The following is a 17,001-nucleotide window of genomic DNA, read 5'->3' on the forward strand; positions in this document are numbered from 1 at the left end:
GTTTCTACCTATCCGTTGTGTTGGCTTAGTGACTGCTTTGCATTGGTTGTGAGTTTGATTGCCTCATCGCACGCATTGGCAAGCTCTATGCCCTTTTTCACAAAATGTTGTTTGTAGTAGTTGGAGTGTTCATCATGTTCATGGAAATGATGGGGCGTTAACACCGCCGTTAAGACGGGAACCTCTGTTTCAAGTTGGACTTGCATTAAGGCACTACAAACGGTTTGCGCGACAAAATCGTGGCGATAAATACCACCATCCACCACTAAGGCGCTGCCAGCGATTGCGGCATACTGACCACTTTTGGCTAATAATTTCGCTTGTAGTGGAATTTCATAGGCGCCTGGCACAGGGATAACATCAATGTTGTCTAGGTTGTAACCACGAGTGGCCATTTCTGTTTTAAAGCCTTCAAGGCATTTTAAAACGATGTCGCTGTGCCAAGAAGCATGGATAAAGGCAATACGTTGTTTTGCTGGATTGAAGTCTATGACATTCGTTGAGCTCTGATTCATTTTTTACTTTCCTAAAAACGAGTGAATCAGGGCGAACGGACAGACAAATAACTCATACAATGAGCTATCTTTAATAAGGATAGTTGTGGTTGGATTCTACTTTAGTAGATCCAAAGATACATTGACTATAGAAACTTTGTCTGACGCGCTCTCTATCATCCGGACTATTACCGTCGGCTCTGGAGTCTCACCAGATCTGCTGACCTCAGTATCGTCTATAATAAATATAACCAATACTGAGCGCTCGCGGGCTTAGAGTTGTCTCTATACCGCCGGTGGGGAATTGCACCCCGCCCCGAGAACGAAACCGGATACATCCGGTACCTGAGAATATACGGATTTCATGGTTTTTTGCAAAGAGATTGATGGTAAAAATGTTGATCTATCCACTTTGTTTGACATTTCCTGTGTCGGTAAAGGGGAGGGTGTATTGTAAATAAACGCTATTTTGTAGTGGTTGACCCCGTGGTCAGCTATAATTTGTACTGTGTTAGTGATGGTCGGTAAAATCGACGTCAGCAATCGGCTTATTCTCACAGAATACCTGTCTAGTAAGCTTAAGATGGGCTTTAGTACACAGTAAACAGGGAGTTTGGCATATACCAAGCTGCAGGATTTTATGAGTGGCCATGAACGTGTGAGCCAAAGAATTTGAGCGGAGTCTCTATGCGAATCAAGATGTTATCGATACGCAACAGTATGATGGTGTGTTTAATGTTAGGGCTAACGGCGTGCAGTACGCCACCACCTAAGCAAGTGAAAGATAATGAGGTATCGCAGATCGATACCCAGACGAATGTTGTCTATTATCTTTGTGAAGGGGAGCCTATGGAAATTCAATTTCATGGTGAAGAGGCACTGTTGAATTGGCAAAACAAACATTATCACTTAACCCACGCGATCAGCGCTTCTGGCGCCTATTATCTGGGAGAAGATGTGTCTTTTTGGTCCGAAAAAAATAAAGCCGCCATCGAAATTGATGATCTTAAAGAAGTTAAATGTCAGTTAGTTCGCGTCGAATCTTAATTCGACGCTAGCCTCTATGTTTTCTACTATTAATAAAAGGCTGGTCGTATCATGTTTTTCTGATCCAGTCGCTCTTTTTATGTGGACGCTTAGGTAGTGTTACCTACCTGAATATCTCTCACGATAAAACTGAGTCTTTTCATCCCGTCTTATTCCCATCAAGTGTACAATAACGTCCTACTCATCCCTTGGGTGTTTCACTATGTTCAACAAGCGCTCCGTGCTCTAAGGGCGTTTACTGATAGAGTGCATGTCATAATAAAGTGCACTTGACGATAATAAAGAGATGTAATGGGCAAACTATTTATAATGGGCATGGGACCTGGTGACCTTGGTTTAGTTGCCCCCAATGCTACAAAAGCGCTATCCGTATGCAGTGATTGGGTGGCTTACGGCTATTATTTGGATTTATTAGGTGAGCTGAGTGCGGGTAAAACGTTTCATAACTTGCCTTTAGGTGAAGAAATTGGACGGGCGCGTTTAGCACTGGACCTAGCCTCACAAGGTAAAAATACCGCCTTAATTTCCAGTGGCGATATTGGTATTTATGCCATGGCGACCTTGGTATTTGAATTGCTGGATTGGCAATTGCAAGGCAAAGAGAACCACCCTGAATGGCTGGACGTGGACATTGAAGTCATCCCAGGCATTTCCGCCATGCAGGCGGGAGCCAGCCGAGTAGGCGCGATGCTGGGGCACGATTTCTGTACGATTTCATTATCAGACTTACTCACCCCTTGGGAAACCATTGATAAACGATTGCACGCATGTGGTGCGGGCGATTTTGTTGTGTCTTTCTACAACCCCGTTTCGAAAAAGCGCGATTGGCAATTAAACCACGCCCGTGATGTATTGCTGAAGTATCGTCCCGCGAGCACGCCTGTGATGATTGGCCGTCAATTAACGCGCCCTGAAGAAGAGATTACCTTTACTACTCTAGGCGAATTGGATGCTAAAAACGTGGATATGTTTACCATGGTCAGCGTCGGAAATTCTGACTCCAAACACATCGTCAATGGTGACAAGCATTGGATATACACGCCGCGTGGCTATTCTAAGAAGCTTTAGTTGGTGAAAAAATAATAAGGGAAATACATGACGGTTTACTTTATTGGTGCGGGCCCAGGCGACCCAGATTTGATGACGGTAAAAGCCGTTAAAACCATCGAGCGTTGTCCGATTATTCTCTATGCGGGCTCTTTGATTCCCACACAAGTGATTGACAGTGTGCGTGGCAGTGCCGAAGCGATTTACGATACAGCACAAATGAATCTGGATGAAACCACTTCCGTCATCGAACAAGCCGCCAAAGAAGGCAAAGATGTGGCCCGCTTACAGTCTGGTGACCCCGCTTTGTATGGGGCAATTGGTGAGCAAATTCGCCGTCTTGAAGCATTAGGCATTGATTATGACGTCATCCCAGGGGTCAGTGCTGTGGCAGCTTCGGCGGCGTTGCTTCGCAAAGAGTTAACCTTATCGGGCGTTTCTCAAACCGTTATTATGACGCGCTATGAAGGTAAAACGCCGTTTCCGGAGCGTGAACGATTGCCCGCTTTAGCACAAAGTGGGGCCACCTTAGCCATTCATCTTGGGGTGACGCGTATCCATAAAATCGTTGAAGAACTGCTTCCCCATTATGGGGCGGATTGCCCTGTGGCCGTGTGTTATCGCACCAGTTGGCCAGATCAGGATTATGTGGTGGGCACCTTAGCCGACATCGTGGCGAAAGTACGTGAGAAAAAATTTACTCGAACCAGCCTTATTTTAGTGGGCCATGTGTTAGATACTGAGGACTTTGCCGACTCTTACCTTTACGATAAAGGTCAGGCACACATTTTTCGAAAAATTCACCGTCAACGTGACCTTAAAAAATAACAGCAAGGATTCCTTATGCAGCTCAATAAAATTCCAACAACCATTGTGACAGGCTTTTTGGGCAGTGGTAAAACAACACTATTGTCGAATGTATTAAAACAAGCCGCAGGCAAACGCATTGCGGTGATCGTCAATGAGTTTGGCGAGTTAGACATTGATTCCGATCTGCTCCGCTCTTGTCCACTGGATTGTCCTGAGGGGGTCGAAGAGGGTGGTCAGCGTAGCGATGATGGTTTTTACGAATTAGCCAATGGCTGTATTTGTTGCACGGTAGAAGAAGAGTTTCTTCCTGTCATGGAGCAGCTTGTTGCACGCCGCGGCGATATTGATCATATCCTGATTGAAACTAGCGGTTTGGCGTTACCCAAACCTTTGGTGCAAGCGTTCAACTGGCCGGGCATTAAAGAGCATTGTACGGTCGATGCGGTTATTACCGTCGTCGATGGTCCCGCCGTTGCGGCAGGGCGCTTTGCCCATGACGAAGAAAAAGTAAAAGCACAACGCCAAGCAGACGACAGTTTAGACCATGATCCAAGTTTACAAGAGCTATTGGATGATCAGTTAAGTGCCGCTGACTTGGTTGTGGTCAGTAAAAACGATTTATTGAACGACGAAGAACGTGCTCGCGTGCAAGCCATAATCGCCCATGAAGTACCAACAACGGTAAAAACGGTCTACATCGAAAACGGCGAAGCGGCGTTGGATATGCTGCTGGGCATTGATGCTGCCACCGAGAGCCGCATTGATGAGGTGCATAATCATCACGATCATCATCACGCCCATGGTGAGCATCATGATCATGCCCACGATCATTTTGATTCATTTGTGGTGTCCCTGGGTGAAGTGTCGTCAGACCTATTGCAAGACACGCTGACGCAACTTATTGAAGAGTACAATATCTTCCGTGTAAAAGGTTTTGCAGCCGTTCATGGCAAGCCAATGCGCCAAGTGTTTCAAGCCGTCGGTACTCGATTGGATCGCTACTTTGATCGTCTATGGCAACCGGAAGAAGTGCGTAAAACGCAGTTGGTGTTTATCGGCAAAGGTATTGAGAAAGAGCGCATTGAGAACATTTTGCATGATGCGATGAGCGCTTAACCCCCTCTTAATTTCCTCCCCTTGATAGGGGGGAGGGAGGGGTTAAGAGGGCTATGCCAAGCTCGTAATGAAAAACCTATGCCACTACAGGATTCCCGCCTTTGCGGGAATGGTGAGTGAGTACAAGAAAGCAATTGGAGAAAGAGTGCACTTATTAGCAGCCAAACCAGGGGGCTTTGTTGATGATGAAGGGATTGTCGATCTTGGACAAACTCCTGCCGACTTAGTGATTCTGGCCGCTGCAGATAGTGTGCTCGGTGCGCTTGGCAGTGCATTGGAGCAGTTGTCTGCTCAGGGGGCGTCCTTACCTTCGGTCCGCCTTGCTAATTGGATGCAGTTGGTGAAACCTGCTGCGTACGATTTATACGAACATAAGGTACTTGATCACGCAAAAGTCGTTGTGGTGTCGTTGCTTGGCGGCGAACACTACTGGGCCTATGGTTTTCAACGTTTACAGGATTGGTCGCACGCCAAAAGTGGCCGAACCTTGATAGTTGTGCCGGGAGACGATGCGCAAGACCCTTCTTTAATGAAGGCTTCTACCGCGCAACCAGAAGACGGTCACCGCGTGTGGCGCTATCTGCGTGAAAGCGGCCAAAGCAACTCTCAGCAATTATTGTATTTCCTCGCGGATCGTTATTTTGATCGATCTTATCCATGGCAAGAACCAGCCCCTTTACCCAATGCGTTGATTTATCATGGGGGCAGTGCGTCTGGTTTTTTGCAATGGTCTCGCCACTATGCTGACGGTTTGGCACAGGAGCATCCTGTTGTTATCGTGGTTTTCTATCGATCCCATTTACAAAGTGGCAACACTGCCATGTTTGATGGCTTGATTGATGTCTTAGAGCAAGAAGGTTTGGTGCCGTTAGCCGTAGCGGTTAGCTCTTTAAAAGACGATGTGTCAGTGGGTTTGATCGAATCGCTAGTAGAACGCACTCAAGCCAAAGTGATTCTAAACACCACAGGCTTTGCCGCCAATCGCGTCGGCAGCCCTGATCTGGCTTCTGAGCCGACGGATTTTCAGTCGGCCTTTGCTGTTCCCATTCCGGTGTTGCAGTTGATCCTGTCAGGCAGTACCGAAGAGGATTGGCAAGCGCAAACCCAAGGCTTGCGCAGTCGAGATGTGGCCATGCAAATCGTTTTGCCAGAAATGGATGGGCGCATTATTACGCGTACGGTCAGCTTTAAAGCCTTAAGTCATTACAACGACATCGCCCAAGTGGATTTGGTGCGTTATGAATTACACCAAGAACGTGCGCGTTTTGTCGCTCAGCTTGCCAAGCGCTTCACTCATTTGGCCTGTAAACCCAATCATCAAAAACGCATTGCCTTTGTATTAGCCAATTACCCCACCAAAGATGGGCGTATTGGAAATGGGGTGGGCTTGGATACGCCCGCCTCGGCGGTCAATTTATTAAAAGCGTTAGAGAGTGCCGGGTATCCGATTGAGAATATTCCCGCCCACGGTAATGCCTTGATTGAAGAATTGCTTGGCGCGGTGACCAATAATCCCAATACCTTGCACGAACGAGGCTGCTGGCAAAGCCTCGCCTTAGAAGACTATTTACAATATTTCTATCAACTGCCATTAGAGTGCCAGCATGCCGTATGGGATCGCTGGGGACCGCCAGAAGACGATCATAAATGCCGTGAACAAAATGGCCAACGTCGCATTATGTTGGCAGGCATTCGCTTAGGGGAAACCTTTGTGGGGATTCAACCCGCCCGAGGGTTTAACTTGGATCTCGCCGCGAATTATCATGATCCCGATTTGATTCCCCCCCATAGTTATTTGGCTTTCTATTTTTGGCTGCGTCACGTTTATCAAGTGGACGCGTTTGTGCACGTGGGTAAACACGGTAATCTTGAATGGTTGCCTGGCAAAGGCACGGCCTTATCGGCGTCGTGCTGGCCGGACATTGCCCTTGGGCCTATGCCGCATTTTTATCCTTTTATCGTGAACGATCCAGGAGAGGGCGCGCAAGCCAAACGACGTGCACAAGCGGTGATTATTGATCATCTGATGCCGCCCATGACCCGCTCCGAAACCTATGGTGATATGGCGGAGCTGGAAAACCTCGTCGACGAATATTACCAAGCCATGGGCATGGACATACGCCGAGAAACCTGGCTACGCGAACAGATCCTCAACAAAGTCCAAGAGTCCCATTTATTGGAAGAGCTTGTTGGGGTTGAAGCCAGCAATGATGATTCGGTCTTGGAAGGGTTAGACACCTATTTATGTGACATTAAAGAGGCGCAAATTCGCCATGGTTTGCACCGCTTGGGTGAATTACCAGAAGCCGATAAATTAGCCGATACCCTAGTGGCCTTGTTGCGTTTACCACGAGGTGGTGAGGTCACCAGTCATGGCATTCTTCATGGGTTGGTAAACGATTTATCACTGGAGCAAGACGGATTTGATCCGATGAAAAGTGAGCGCACACTATGGTTAGGTAATCGGCCTGAACTGTTAGAATCAGTGAGCCAATCGGCTTGGCGAACCCATGCCGATACGAAAGAGCGCTTGGAGCTATTAGCAAAAGCGTTAGTGTTGAGTTACGTCATCGGTGATGAATCGGTAGAGGAATTGGCCACAAGCCTACCGCAAACCGCGGTGTTATTGGCTCATAGTAAACAGCGTCTGCTGGAGGCGTTGCGGCAAAGTGCCCATAATGAAATACAGGCCTTATTGACCGGTTTAGCTGGTGGCTTTATTCCTCCTGGACCAAGTGGCGCACCAACCCGAGGTCGGCTGGATACATTGCCAACGGGGCGTAATTTCTTCTCGGTGGACAATCGGGCGATTCCCTCCCCGGCGGCGTGGGCAATTGGTCAGCAATCGGCTGAAGCTTTGATCCAGCGACATTTGCAAGAACATGGCGATTACCCGAAAGACTTGGGTTTGTCTGTGTGGGGAACCGCTACCATGCGAACCGGTGGGGATGATATCGCTCAAGCCTTTGCCCTAATGGGCGTTCGTCCTATTTGGGCGCCAGGGTCGAACCGTGTGACCGATTTTGAGATTCTATCCTGCATGCAACTCGGTCGACCTCGGGTGGATGTGACCTTGCGGGTATCTGGTTTTTTCCGTGATGCGTTTGCTAATGTGATGCGACTGTATGATGCGGCGGTGCAAGCCATTGCGGACTTTGAAGAGCCCGGAACGGGGAATGTAATTCGTGCCAATGTGCAAGCACGTAAAAGCAAGTTACTTGCTCAAGGCATGAGCGACGGGCAAGCCAATCGTCAGGCCACTTACCGTGTTTTTGGTAGCAAACCGGGTGCTTATGGTGCAGGGTTGCAAGGTTTGATTGACGAGCGATGTTGGGATACCAAAGCGGATCTTGCGGAAGCCTATGTGAACTGGGGCGGTTATGCTTATGGTTCTTATAGTGATGAAGCTGATAAAGATAGTGCTAATCATGGTGTTAAGAGCCAGGGCGAAGGCGTAGAAGCGAAAGAAGCGTTTGTTGAGCGTTTGTCTCAGTTGGATGTGGTGGTGCAAAATCAGGATAATCGTGAGCACGATATTCTCGATTCGGATGATTATTATCAATTTCAAGGGGGGATGACCAACGCGGTGACCACGTTTCGTGGGGAAGCCCCCAGTGTGTATCACAGCGATCATTCTAACCCCAGTTCACCCAAAATTCGTACCTTGAAAGAAGAGCTTAATCGAGTGGTACGGTCTCGGGTGCTGAACCCCAAATGGATCGACGCTATGCAAACCCATGGCTACAAAGGCGCCTTTGAAATGAGCGCTACGGTGGATTACCTGTTTGCTTACGATGCGACAACCGATCTAGTAGCGGATTACCAATATGAGCAAGTGACCGATCAATTGTTGCTTGATCCGGACAATCAAGCCTTTATGCGCGATAATAACCCCCACGCGCTTGAGGAAATGGGCGAGCGTTTGTTAGAGGCGATACAGCGTGGTATGTGGCAGAACGCAGAGGAATATCAGGAAAAAATTCAATCCTTGTTGCTTGATCTAGATCAGCAACAAGAACAATGTCAGTGATCTTGGGCAGAAGATCTCTTGTAACCTTGCTGGTTGGATTTAGACTACCACTAGCTGAGATGAATAAAGTAGAGAGAAATGATGAGCAATAAAAAACAGGCCAAAAAGGGCATTATGATTTGTGGTCACGGCAGCCGAGATAAAGACGCTGAACGTGAATTTGGTCTTGTAGCAAAGGGACTCAAAGAACGTTACCCTGATATTCCAGTGGAATATGGCTTTCTGGAATTTTCTGCACCGAATATTCATATGGGCTTAGACAGTTTGGTGAATCAAGGTGTCGAAGAAATTTATGCCATACCGGGTATGTTGTTCGCCGCAACGCACGCCAAAAACGATATTCCTTCCGTTCTGACAACCTACGAAGATAAGCACCCAGGTTTAAAGATTACCTATGGCCGTGAATTAGGGTTGCAGGACGACATGATCGAGGCATTTCAAGCACGTATTTATGAATCCTTGTGCTTGGATCCAGAAAACCCACCCGAAAATCTTTATGACACCATGCTGGTGGTGGTCGGACGAGGTACGTCTGATACCTATGCTAATGCCGAAGCGGCTAAATTAACGCGTATTGTTAATGAAAACATGGGGTTTGGTTGGGCAGATACCGTCTATTCTGGTGTGACTTATCCATCTGTCGGGGTGGGTCTTGAGAAACTACTGAAACTGGGTTTTAAGCGCATTGTCGTGGCACCGTACTTCCTGTTTACTGGCCGCTTGATCAAACGGATTCAAGGGTATGTGAACAAAGTCGCCGAAGCGAACCCTGAGATCGCCTTCGTCCAAGCCCATTATTTAAGTGACCATACGAAAGTCATTGATGCATTCCAACATCGTGTGGAAGAGATCATGCAAGGGGAATTGCAAACGGGTGAAGAAACGCTGATGAGCTCCTTTAAACGCCGCCTTGCTGCAGGGGAAGTGGACATCCACCATCACCATGCAGAATTTGTTGACCCACAAGATGATACACAAGGCTTATCAGAGTTCGATACCAAACACTTTACCAACTTGGTTCAAGCACTTGATCATTCAGAAAAACAGCATTCAGTGCTACTCAAACATCATGACCATTCCCATGATCACGGTCACTCACACAGCCACGCACATGACCATTCTCATAGTCATGATCACTCTCATGGGCATTCCCACGATCACTCACATGGTCACAGCCATGGTGTCTATAAGCACATTGGTCACCCAATGGGGCCACGTACTATGATTGGTGAGGGGATTTGTTGCTGCTTTATGAGCCAGTTTACCGATGAGATTTTGGAAGAAGAGAAAGACAAAATCGATGGGGATTGCAGCAAAACGGCTTTTGCTCACCGCTGATCCTGTTATCGATAAATGCTAACTCTAACTTAAACACGAAAAGCCAGCCTTAGAGCTGGTTTTTTTTGGATAAAAAGCACAAAAAGCACGGTTTTTCACTCCTTTCGAATAAAAAATTGCCAGTATCAAACATTTTTTCCCTGACCGTCCTATCAATTCATCTTTTTTTTAACCCGTTATCACGACTCGTTTTTTTCTGACTTCATCTCTCGATTAGCGTTTAGTGAGCGTGATTTTCTGCGCGTTTTGATGATTTATTTTTTGACTATTTTTCAAACAGGCTTCACATCAACAAAATATAGTGCCATTATATGGAATAATAACAATAACAAATTCCGTAATACGGAATTTAATAAATTAAGGACGTTGATATGCCAATAATTTCTATAGAGAAGCTTACTGATACTTACAAAAGCATTTTGTCAGCGAGGGGAATGCAAACTGAGTCAGCAGCGCGTCTTGCTGAAGGTTTTGTAGAAATGGCAAATGAAGGTATTTATTCCCATGGTATTAATCGATTCCCTGTTTTTATATCTCAGGTAGATAAAGGCCAAATTAAACTCAATGAAACACCTGAGTGTGTGAATAGTATGGGGGCTTTAGAACAATGGGATTGTCATTACGGTCCGGGGGTTTTGAACGGTTTAATTTGTGCAGATCGTGCTATGGAGCTTGCTCGCCAGTACGGTATTGGCATGGTAGGAATGCGTCATTCAAATCACTGGATGCGTGGTGGTTCTTATGTGCTGCGAATGGCCCGTGAAGGGTTTGCTGGTATTGCCGCCACCAACTCCACGGCTGTCATGCCTGCATGGGGGGGGAAAGATCATCGCTTAGGGACTAACCCTCTTATTATGGCAATTGCCGGAGAGCCTCCCGTTCTTGTCGATTGCTCTATGTCTCAATATTCCTATGGTCAACTTCAGAACTACGTCTTAGCAGATAAAGAACTGCCAGTGATTGGTGGTTTCGATAATGCCGGTGAGTTAACGAAAGATCCACATGTGTTGTGGAAAAACAAACGCATTTTGCCCATGGGGTTCTGGAAAGGCTCTTCCATGTCGATTGTTTTAGACATGATGCTAACCGCTATTACTGGCGGACATTCCGTCCCAGCACTTACAGAAGATATGGGAGGGGAGTTTGGCGTGTCTCAATTTCTTATTGCCATAGACCTTAGTAAAACCATCGACGCTTCCCAGTTTTCAGCAGAAATGAAACGGATTAGAGAATATGTCTTGGCGTCTGAACCTGCAGAATCCGGTACCGTGCAGATTGCTGGTAGCAGCATTGAAAAATTCATAGAGAAACACAGAGAGGCTGGCGGTATTGAGATTCATGAGCAAATTTGGGAGCAAATCCAAGCATTGCTGAGTTGATAAAACGAGTTTCCAGAGGCTTTCACCATGATAAAAATAATTAAATGGATGTGGCAATGCATAGATGTGATTATTACCGTGATTCTCGCTTCTATGATTGTTTTAGTATTTACCAATGTGGTTCTTCGTTATGGTTTTTCATCAGGACTTAGAGCCTCGGTAGAGCTTTCTAGATTATGTTTGGTTTGGATTGTTTTACTCGGTGCTGCCGTTGTTTTGCGTCGCGGTGAACACCTTGCCATTGCAGAATTTTCTGAGCGATTTTTTCCGAGCGCTGTGCCGATTCTTAATCGCCTGATTTGGATCGTTATATTTATTTCATCAGGCATGTTGTTCTTTGGTGCTTTCAATCAAACGATGGCAAATTGGGACAATATTTCTCCTCTTACAGGTCTTCCTACCGCCTTATTTGCTTTGGCTGGTGTGATCTCTGGGTTATTAATTGCGTTAATTTCTTTGGTGCGAATATTCAACCCTAATTGGTTAATGGATAGGGAGGATCAAGAATGACGCTGGCCATTTTTCTTGTGGTATTAATTGGCTCGATTTTACTAGGGCTTCCTGTGTCATTTGCACTTTTATTGTCCTCTATGGCACTTATGCTTCATATGGATCTTTTTAGTGCTGATATTTTATCTAATGCACTTATTAGTGGTGTGGATAGTTTTACTCTCTTGGCGATTCCTTTCTTTTTAGTTGCTGGTGAGGTGATGTCAATCGGTGGCTTGTCTATAAGAATCGTGCGTCTTGCCAATGCGTTTGTTGGTCATCGTAAAGGTGGTTTAGGCTATGTTGCTATTTTAACATCTGTTTTATTAGCAGGGTTATCTGGCTCCGCCGTTGCGGATGCTGCAGCACTCGTGAGTATTCTCTACCCTATGATGAAAGGAGCAAAATACCCTGAAGGATCGTCTATTGGGCTACTTGCATCCGGCGGAATTATTGCCCCCGTCATCCCTCCTTCTATTCCTTTAATTCTAATCGGTGTTGCTGGTGGCATATCCATTAAGAACTTATTTATTGGCGGGATTGTCCCTGGTTTTATTATGGGAGGGACGTTACTTCTAATGTGGTTTTTCTTAGTAAGAAAAGAAAATCTAAAGGTGGAGGAGAAGGCATCTAAAAAAGAGAAATTAGCAGCCCTTAAAGAAGGAATTTGGGCACTTTTTTTACCCATTATTATATTAGGCGGTATTCGTTTTGGAGTATTTACTCCTACAGAAGCCGCTGCAGTAGCAGCCGTTTATGCCATTTTTATTTCTACTTTTGTCTATCGTGAATTAACATTTCGCAAGTTATATCTGGTGCTTGGCCGAGCTGCACGATCAACAGCCATGGTGATGTTCCTTGTTGGTTGCGCGATGGTGGCTGCTTGGTTAATTACCGTTGCCCAATTGCCTCAACAGCTTGCCGAATTACTGACACCACTTGTCGACAGCCCACGTTTATTAATGGCCGTTATTATGCTGCTGGTTTTTTTAGTTGGCATGGTGATGGATTTAAGCCCAAGTATCTTGATTCTGGTGCCATTACTTATGCCGGTTATTAAATTGGCAGGTATTGATCCTGTGTATTTCGGATTAATGTTTGTTATTAATACTTCCATAGGTCTTATTACTCCACCCGTTGGTAATGTTTTAAATGTTGTTTGTGGGGTATCTCGAGTGCCAATGTCTGCTTCTTTAAAAGGTGTACTTCCCTTTATAGGAGCCTATGTATTGTTACTTATACTATTTATTGTATTTCCTGGAATTATAACTATTCCAATGAAATTAATTATTGGTTGAAATCAAAAGGAGAAAATAATGAAAATAATTAAATTTTGTTTGAAATATTTGAGTGTTGTGTCATTGATGACATTAACCGTTTTTTCTGGTAATTCGATGGCGGATATGACGTTTAAGCTGGCTCATTCAGCGCCTAAGTCAGATCTACAGCAAACAATGTCTCTTTATTTTAAAAAAGAAGTTGAAAGTCGCACTCATGGTGATATTAAAGTTAATATATTCCCTCATGGTCAACTTGGCACTGATTCTCAACTGATTCAGGAAACACGATTAGGCGTTATTACCTTTTCCATTGTCGGTTTGAATAATTATTCTGGACTACTACCGGAATCTTCTGCTTTTACCCTGCCATTTATGTTTCCGAATCGAAAAACCGCTTATAAAGTGCTGGATGGAAAAGTTGGGCAATCTGTTTTAGCTAGTATGGAGCAGTTTGGTATTAAAGGGCTTGGTTATCCTGAAAATGGTTATCGAAACATTACCAATAATCGAGGCCCCATTCGTGAACCGAGTGATCTTAAGGGTTTAAGGATGCGAGTGAATGGTTCTAAAGCATTGAATGATATGTTCGCTCTTTTAGGGGCGAACCCAACTCAAATTCCCGCGTCAGAACTTTATAATGCATTAGAAACAAATGTTGTGAATGCTCAAGATCAACCTATTCCAGTTACCCTTTCTTATAAGCTTTATGAAGTTCAGAAGTATTTAAGTCTTACTCAGCATGCTTATTCACCATTAGTTTTTGCGATGAACTTAAAAAAGTTTAATAAATTAAGTCCTGAAAATCAGAAAATTATCATGAGTGCTGCAAAAGATGCGATTGCTATGCAACGTAAACTAAGTGTTGATAAAGAGGCCAAAATGATTTCTGAGCTAGAGGCGCATGGCATGAAAGTCAATCGTGATGTCGATACTGCGGCATTTCAAAAAGCGGTCAAGCCTGTTTGGAATGCCTTTATTAAACAATACGGTGACAAAATGGTGAACGAAATTTTAGCGGCATCAAAACAATAAAAAAGTGCGGGGTTTGATGAGAATCATCTTATTAAGCCCTGTATTTGATCTTGTATTTTATTGAGCATCAAGAATCGATTTTCGTGAGGGAATCATTATGTATCAAGCATTAAAAGAGCGGGTTTTAAAGGCCAATTTAAAGCTTCCCGAGTATGGTCTAGTCACTTTTACCTGGGGTAACGTGTCTGAGATAGATCGTGATAAAGGCATTATTGCGATTAAGCCATCGGGTGTGGAGTATTCGCAAATGACTGTCGATGACATTGTTATTGTTGATCTCGATGGTAAACAAGTGGAAGGACATCTAAATCCTTCCAGTGATACACAAACTCACATTGAGTTGTATAAAGCGTTCCATAGTATTGGTGGCATTGTCCACACTCATTCTCGACATGCGACAGTTTGGGCCCAGGCGGGGCTGGATATACCCGCATTGGGAACAACGCACGCTGATTATTTTTACGGCGATATACCCTGTACTCGTCAGCTCTCAGCCGCTGAAATCGCTCATGATTATGAGAAAAATACGGGGCTTGTTCTTATTGAAGAGTTCACTAAAAGAAACCTTGATGCCGCCGCCATTCCAGGTGCGGTTGTTTCTGGTCATGCGCCTTTTTCGTGGGGAAAAGACGCGTTTGATGCGGTTCATAACGCCGTTGTGTTAGAGGAAGTGTCAGCCATGGCCATCGCAACTCGCTCCTTAAATATCGGAGTGAAAGTCCAAGAGGAATTATTGGATAAGCATTACCTGCGTAAACATGGCAAAAATGCTTATTACGGCCAGAAATCGTAGGAAGTCAGAGATGAACTATTTTATTGGATTGGACTCTGGTGGAACCTTTATGAAGGCGGCCTTATTGGACCGCTCTGGTCATCAAATTGCTATAGCAAAGGTGTCTGCGAAAGTTATTAATAATAAGCAGGGATGGGTTGAACGAGATTTAGATGCCTTATGGGATGATGCTAAGGCCGCCATTTCAAAACTATTAACGACAACAGATATTAATGTTGATGACATCAAAGGTATTAGCATTTCCGCACAAGGTAAGGGCGTGTATTTGCTTGATAAGAATCAGCGTAATTTACGAAATGGTATCTTGTCTTCCGACTCTCGATCTCTTGATATTGTGAAAAGATGGCAGGCGGAAAAGCTTCCTGAAAAGATTTATCCGCTTACTCTACAAACCTTATGGACAGGCCATCCAGTTTCCATTATTCGTTGGCTAAAAGACTATGAGCCGGAAAACTACGAGCAAATCGGTGCCATATTAATGGCTCACGATTATATTCGTTTTCGATTAACTGGTGAGGTACACGCTGAGTTAACCAATATCTCTGAAAGCAATTTCTTCAATGCCAATACAGGAAATTATGATGCTGAACTGCTGGCTTTATTTGGGGTTGATGAGGTGTTTTCCGCTCTCCCTCCTATTATAAAACCTGACCAGTTAGCGGGTTATGTTACGCCAGAAATAGCCCGTGAAACAGGTTTAAAAGTAGGAACCCAGGTATTTGGTGGACTATTTGATGTGGTTTCAACAGCCGTTTGTTCAGGCATTGATGAAAGTGCTAACTCACTTAATTATGTGATGGGAACCTGGTCCGTCACTTCCGGTATTGCAGATAATATTCCGCCTTTAGATTACCGCTATGTCTATGGTCATTATGTGGTTGATGGACAATATATTATTCACGAAGCCAGTCCCACATCAGCAGGCAATTATGAATGGTTTGTCGATTATTTGGGCCAAAATGGTGAGTTTAACCATCAAGAGAATGAAGCATTGTTGGCTGCTTTAGAACCAGCAAGCAGTGATTTGTTTTTTGTTCCCTTTTTGTATGGATCGAATATGGGATTAGGTCTAAAAGCTGGTTTTTATGGGTTGCAGGCGCACCATTCAAAAGGGCAATTGATTCAAGCAATCTGGGAAGGCATTTTATTTTGTCACAATGTGCATTTAGACCGAATGCGAGTGCGTTTTCCTGATGCTATCTCCCTTCGAGTTGCCGGTGGGTCAACGGTATCAAATGTATGGATGCAAATGCTTGCTGACCTTACCGGAATGTCGGTTGAAATTCCTTGCATAGAGGAAACCGGCTCTCTTGGAGCCGCTTTGGTTGCCATGGCCGGTGCGGGTGAATACCCGTCCATTCAAGCGGGTTTTAAGGCGATGCACGTCGATATAAAGCGCTTCCATCCTAACACGTCTCACTACGAACAATACCAGCGAAAATATCGTCGTTATTTGCAGCTTGTCGCCTTTTTTAAAGCATTTGAGGAACAAAAATATGACTAAACCATTATTGCAAATGGCATTGGACTCAACCGATATAGACACAGCTTTTGAGTCCGTCTCGCGTGTTGCTGAGCAATTAGATGTGATTGAAGTCGGCACTATCTTAGCGTTTGCCGAAGGCATGAGCTGCGTGGCAAAAATGCGTAAAAAGTACCCGAATCACATTATTGTGTGTGACATGAAAGTGACCGATGCCAGTGCCATTTTAACAAAGTTGGCATTAGAAGCGGGAGCTAATTGGGTAACCGTCAGCGCTGCAGCACACATTGAAACCATCAGGGCTGCGAAGAAAATAGCAGATCAACATCAAGGTGATATTCAAATAGAGCTATACGGTCATTGGACCTTAGAGGACGCCAGAGCATGGTATGATATGGGGGTTACTCAAGCCATTTATCATCGTTCTCGAGACGCAGAACTTGCAGGCGTTAGTTGGACAGATAAAGACCTTAACAAAATGCAGCAGCTCTCAGATATTGGTATTGAGTTATCCATTACAGGTGGAATTGAGCCCGCAGACTTGTCTTTATTCAAACACATTAAAGTAAAAGCCTTTATTGCTGGTCGAGCATTAGCGAGCGATAAGGGCTTAGTTGTTGCGGGATCATTTCATAATGAAATATCTAAATTCTGGTAGGTCTT

Annotated in this window: 14 protein-coding genes and 1 riboswitch; of the genes, 13 read left to right on the forward strand and 1 reads right to left on the reverse strand. The window is 44.9% G+C overall.

What is annotated here, in order from left to right; all coding sequences use genetic code 11:
• Positions 1–8: 8 nt before the first annotated feature.
• On the reverse strand, positions 9–515 hold the full coding sequence (locus tag AC0VYG_RS07075) for a 6,7-dimethyl-8-ribityllumazine synthase (RefSeq protein ID WP_475431615.1): 507 nt from the start codon (positions 513–515) through the stop codon (positions 9–11).
• A gap of 143 nt (positions 516–658) precedes the next feature.
• Positions 659–822, reverse strand: a riboswitch (FMN riboswitch).
• Between the two features lie 359 nt (positions 823–1,181).
• Between AC0VYG_RS07075 and AC0VYG_RS07080 the strand changes: the two genes are divergently transcribed.
• The 13 genes from AC0VYG_RS07080 (at position 1,182) to AC0VYG_RS07140 (ending at position 16,996) form a co-directional block, all read left to right on the forward strand.
• Positions 1,182–1,541, forward strand: coding sequence for an MliC family protein (locus AC0VYG_RS07080; RefSeq protein WP_475431616.1), 360 nt, complete (start codon positions 1,182–1,184; stop codon positions 1,539–1,541).
• Positions 1,542–1,832: 291 nt separating this feature from the next.
• Positions 1,833–2,609 carry a precorrin-3B C(17)-methyltransferase gene (cobJ, locus tag AC0VYG_RS07085; RefSeq protein WP_475431617.1) on the forward strand — a complete coding sequence of 259 codons (777 nt, stop codon included), beginning with the start codon at positions 1,833–1,835 and terminating at the stop codon, positions 2,607–2,609.
• A 27-nt stretch (positions 2,610–2,636) separates the two neighbouring features.
• Positions 2,637–3,416 (forward strand): precorrin-4 C(11)-methyltransferase, encoded by a 780-nt coding sequence (gene cobM / locus AC0VYG_RS07090; protein ID WP_475431618.1) that lies wholly within the window; start codon positions 2,637–2,639, stop codon positions 3,414–3,416.
• Positions 3,417–3,431: 15 nt separating this feature from the next.
• Positions 3,432–4,514, forward strand: a complete 1,083-nt coding sequence (gene cobW, locus AC0VYG_RS07095) for a cobalamin biosynthesis protein CobW (RefSeq protein WP_475431619.1) — start codon at positions 3,432–3,434, stop codon at positions 4,512–4,514.
• A 145-nt stretch (positions 4,515–4,659) separates the two neighbouring features.
• Complete coding sequence (cobN, locus tag AC0VYG_RS07100) at positions 4,660–8,544, forward strand: cobaltochelatase subunit CobN (RefSeq protein ID WP_475431620.1); 3,885 nt, start codon at positions 4,660–4,662, stop codon at positions 8,542–8,544.
• An 81-nt stretch (positions 8,545–8,625) separates the two neighbouring features.
• Complete coding sequence (locus tag AC0VYG_RS07105) at positions 8,626–9,882, forward strand: sirohydrochlorin chelatase (protein WP_475432527.1); 1,257 nt, start codon at positions 8,626–8,628, stop codon at positions 9,880–9,882.
• A 371-nt stretch (positions 9,883–10,253) separates the two neighbouring features.
• The gene (gene yiaK, locus AC0VYG_RS07110) at positions 10,254–11,261 is read left to right on the forward strand and encodes a 3-dehydro-L-gulonate 2-dehydrogenase (RefSeq protein ID WP_475431621.1); all 1,008 of its coding nucleotides are present in this window, start codon (positions 10,254–10,256) and stop codon (positions 11,259–11,261) included.
• Between the two features lie 27 nt (positions 11,262–11,288).
• Positions 11,289–11,771: a TRAP transporter small permease gene (locus tag AC0VYG_RS07115; protein ID WP_475431622.1), complete on the forward strand. Its 483-nt coding sequence runs from the start codon at positions 11,289–11,291 to the stop codon at positions 11,769–11,771.
• On the forward strand, positions 11,768–13,048 hold the full coding sequence (locus tag AC0VYG_RS07120) for a TRAP transporter large permease subunit (protein WP_475431623.1): 1,281 nt from the start codon (positions 11,768–11,770) through the stop codon (positions 13,046–13,048). Before AC0VYG_RS07115 ends, AC0VYG_RS07120 begins: the two co-directional genes overlap by 4 nt.
• An 18-nt stretch (positions 13,049–13,066) precedes the next feature.
• Positions 13,067–14,062, forward strand: coding sequence for a DctP family TRAP transporter solute-binding subunit (locus tag AC0VYG_RS07125; RefSeq protein ID WP_475431624.1), 996 nt, complete (start codon positions 13,067–13,069; stop codon positions 14,060–14,062).
• A 97-nt stretch (positions 14,063–14,159) separates the two neighbouring features.
• Positions 14,160–14,855 (forward strand): L-ribulose-5-phosphate 4-epimerase, encoded by a 696-nt coding sequence (locus tag AC0VYG_RS07130; protein ID WP_475431625.1) that lies wholly within the window; start codon positions 14,160–14,162, stop codon positions 14,853–14,855.
• A 10-nt stretch (positions 14,856–14,865) separates the two neighbouring features.
• A complete protein-coding gene (locus AC0VYG_RS07135) occupies positions 14,866–16,359 on the forward strand; it encodes an FGGY-family carbohydrate kinase (protein WP_475431626.1) in 1,494 nt (497 codons plus the stop codon).
• Positions 16,352–16,996, forward strand: coding sequence for a 3-keto-L-gulonate-6-phosphate decarboxylase UlaD (locus tag AC0VYG_RS07140; RefSeq protein ID WP_475431627.1), 645 nt, complete (start codon positions 16,352–16,354; stop codon positions 16,994–16,996). The genes AC0VYG_RS07135 and AC0VYG_RS07140 overlap by 8 nt, the downstream gene beginning before the upstream one ends.
• Positions 16,997–17,001 lie beyond the last annotated feature (5 nt).

It is taken from the genome of Marinomonas sp. 63XJN7_7_ISO-PGPR-S23-202 (assembly GCF_056173505.1).

Excerpts from the sequence above, each read along its gene's own strand:
- AC0VYG_RS07075 (WP_475431615.1), bottom strand. The coding sequence starts at position 515 with ATGAATCAGAGCTCAACGAATGTCATAGACTTCAATCCAGCAAAACAA.
- AC0VYG_RS07115 (WP_475431622.1), top strand. The coding sequence starts at position 11,289 with ATGATAAAAATAATTAAATGGATGTGGCAATGCATAGATGTGATTATT.
- AC0VYG_RS07140 (WP_475431627.1), top strand. The coding sequence starts at position 16,352 with ATGACTAAACCATTATTGCAAATGGCATTGGACTCAACCGATATAGAC.
- AC0VYG_RS07135 (WP_475431626.1), top strand. The coding sequence starts at position 14,866 with ATGAACTATTTTATTGGATTGGACTCTGGTGGAACCTTTATGAAGGCG.
- AC0VYG_RS07120 (WP_475431623.1), top strand. The coding sequence starts at position 11,768 with ATGACGCTGGCCATTTTTCTTGTGGTATTAATTGGCTCGATTTTACTA.
- cobM (WP_475431618.1), top strand. The coding sequence starts at position 2,637 with ATGACGGTTTACTTTATTGGTGCGGGCCCAGGCGACCCAGATTTGATG.
- cobW (WP_475431619.1), top strand. The coding sequence starts at position 3,432 with ATGCAGCTCAATAAAATTCCAACAACCATTGTGACAGGCTTTTTGGGC.
- AC0VYG_RS07080 (WP_475431616.1), top strand. The coding sequence starts at position 1,182 with ATGCGAATCAAGATGTTATCGATACGCAACAGTATGATGGTGTGTTTA.
- AC0VYG_RS07130 (WP_475431625.1), top strand. The coding sequence starts at position 14,160 with ATGTATCAAGCATTAAAAGAGCGGGTTTTAAAGGCCAATTTAAAGCTT.
- yiaK (WP_475431621.1), top strand. The coding sequence starts at position 10,254 with ATGCCAATAATTTCTATAGAGAAGCTTACTGATACTTACAAAAGCATT.
- cobJ (WP_475431617.1), top strand. The coding sequence starts at position 1,833 with ATGGGCAAACTATTTATAATGGGCATGGGACCTGGTGACCTTGGTTTA.
- AC0VYG_RS07105 (WP_475432527.1), top strand. The coding sequence starts at position 8,626 with ATGAGCAATAAAAAACAGGCCAAAAAGGGCATTATGATTTGTGGTCAC.
- AC0VYG_RS07125 (WP_475431624.1), top strand. The coding sequence starts at position 13,067 with ATGAAAATAATTAAATTTTGTTTGAAATATTTGAGTGTTGTGTCATTG.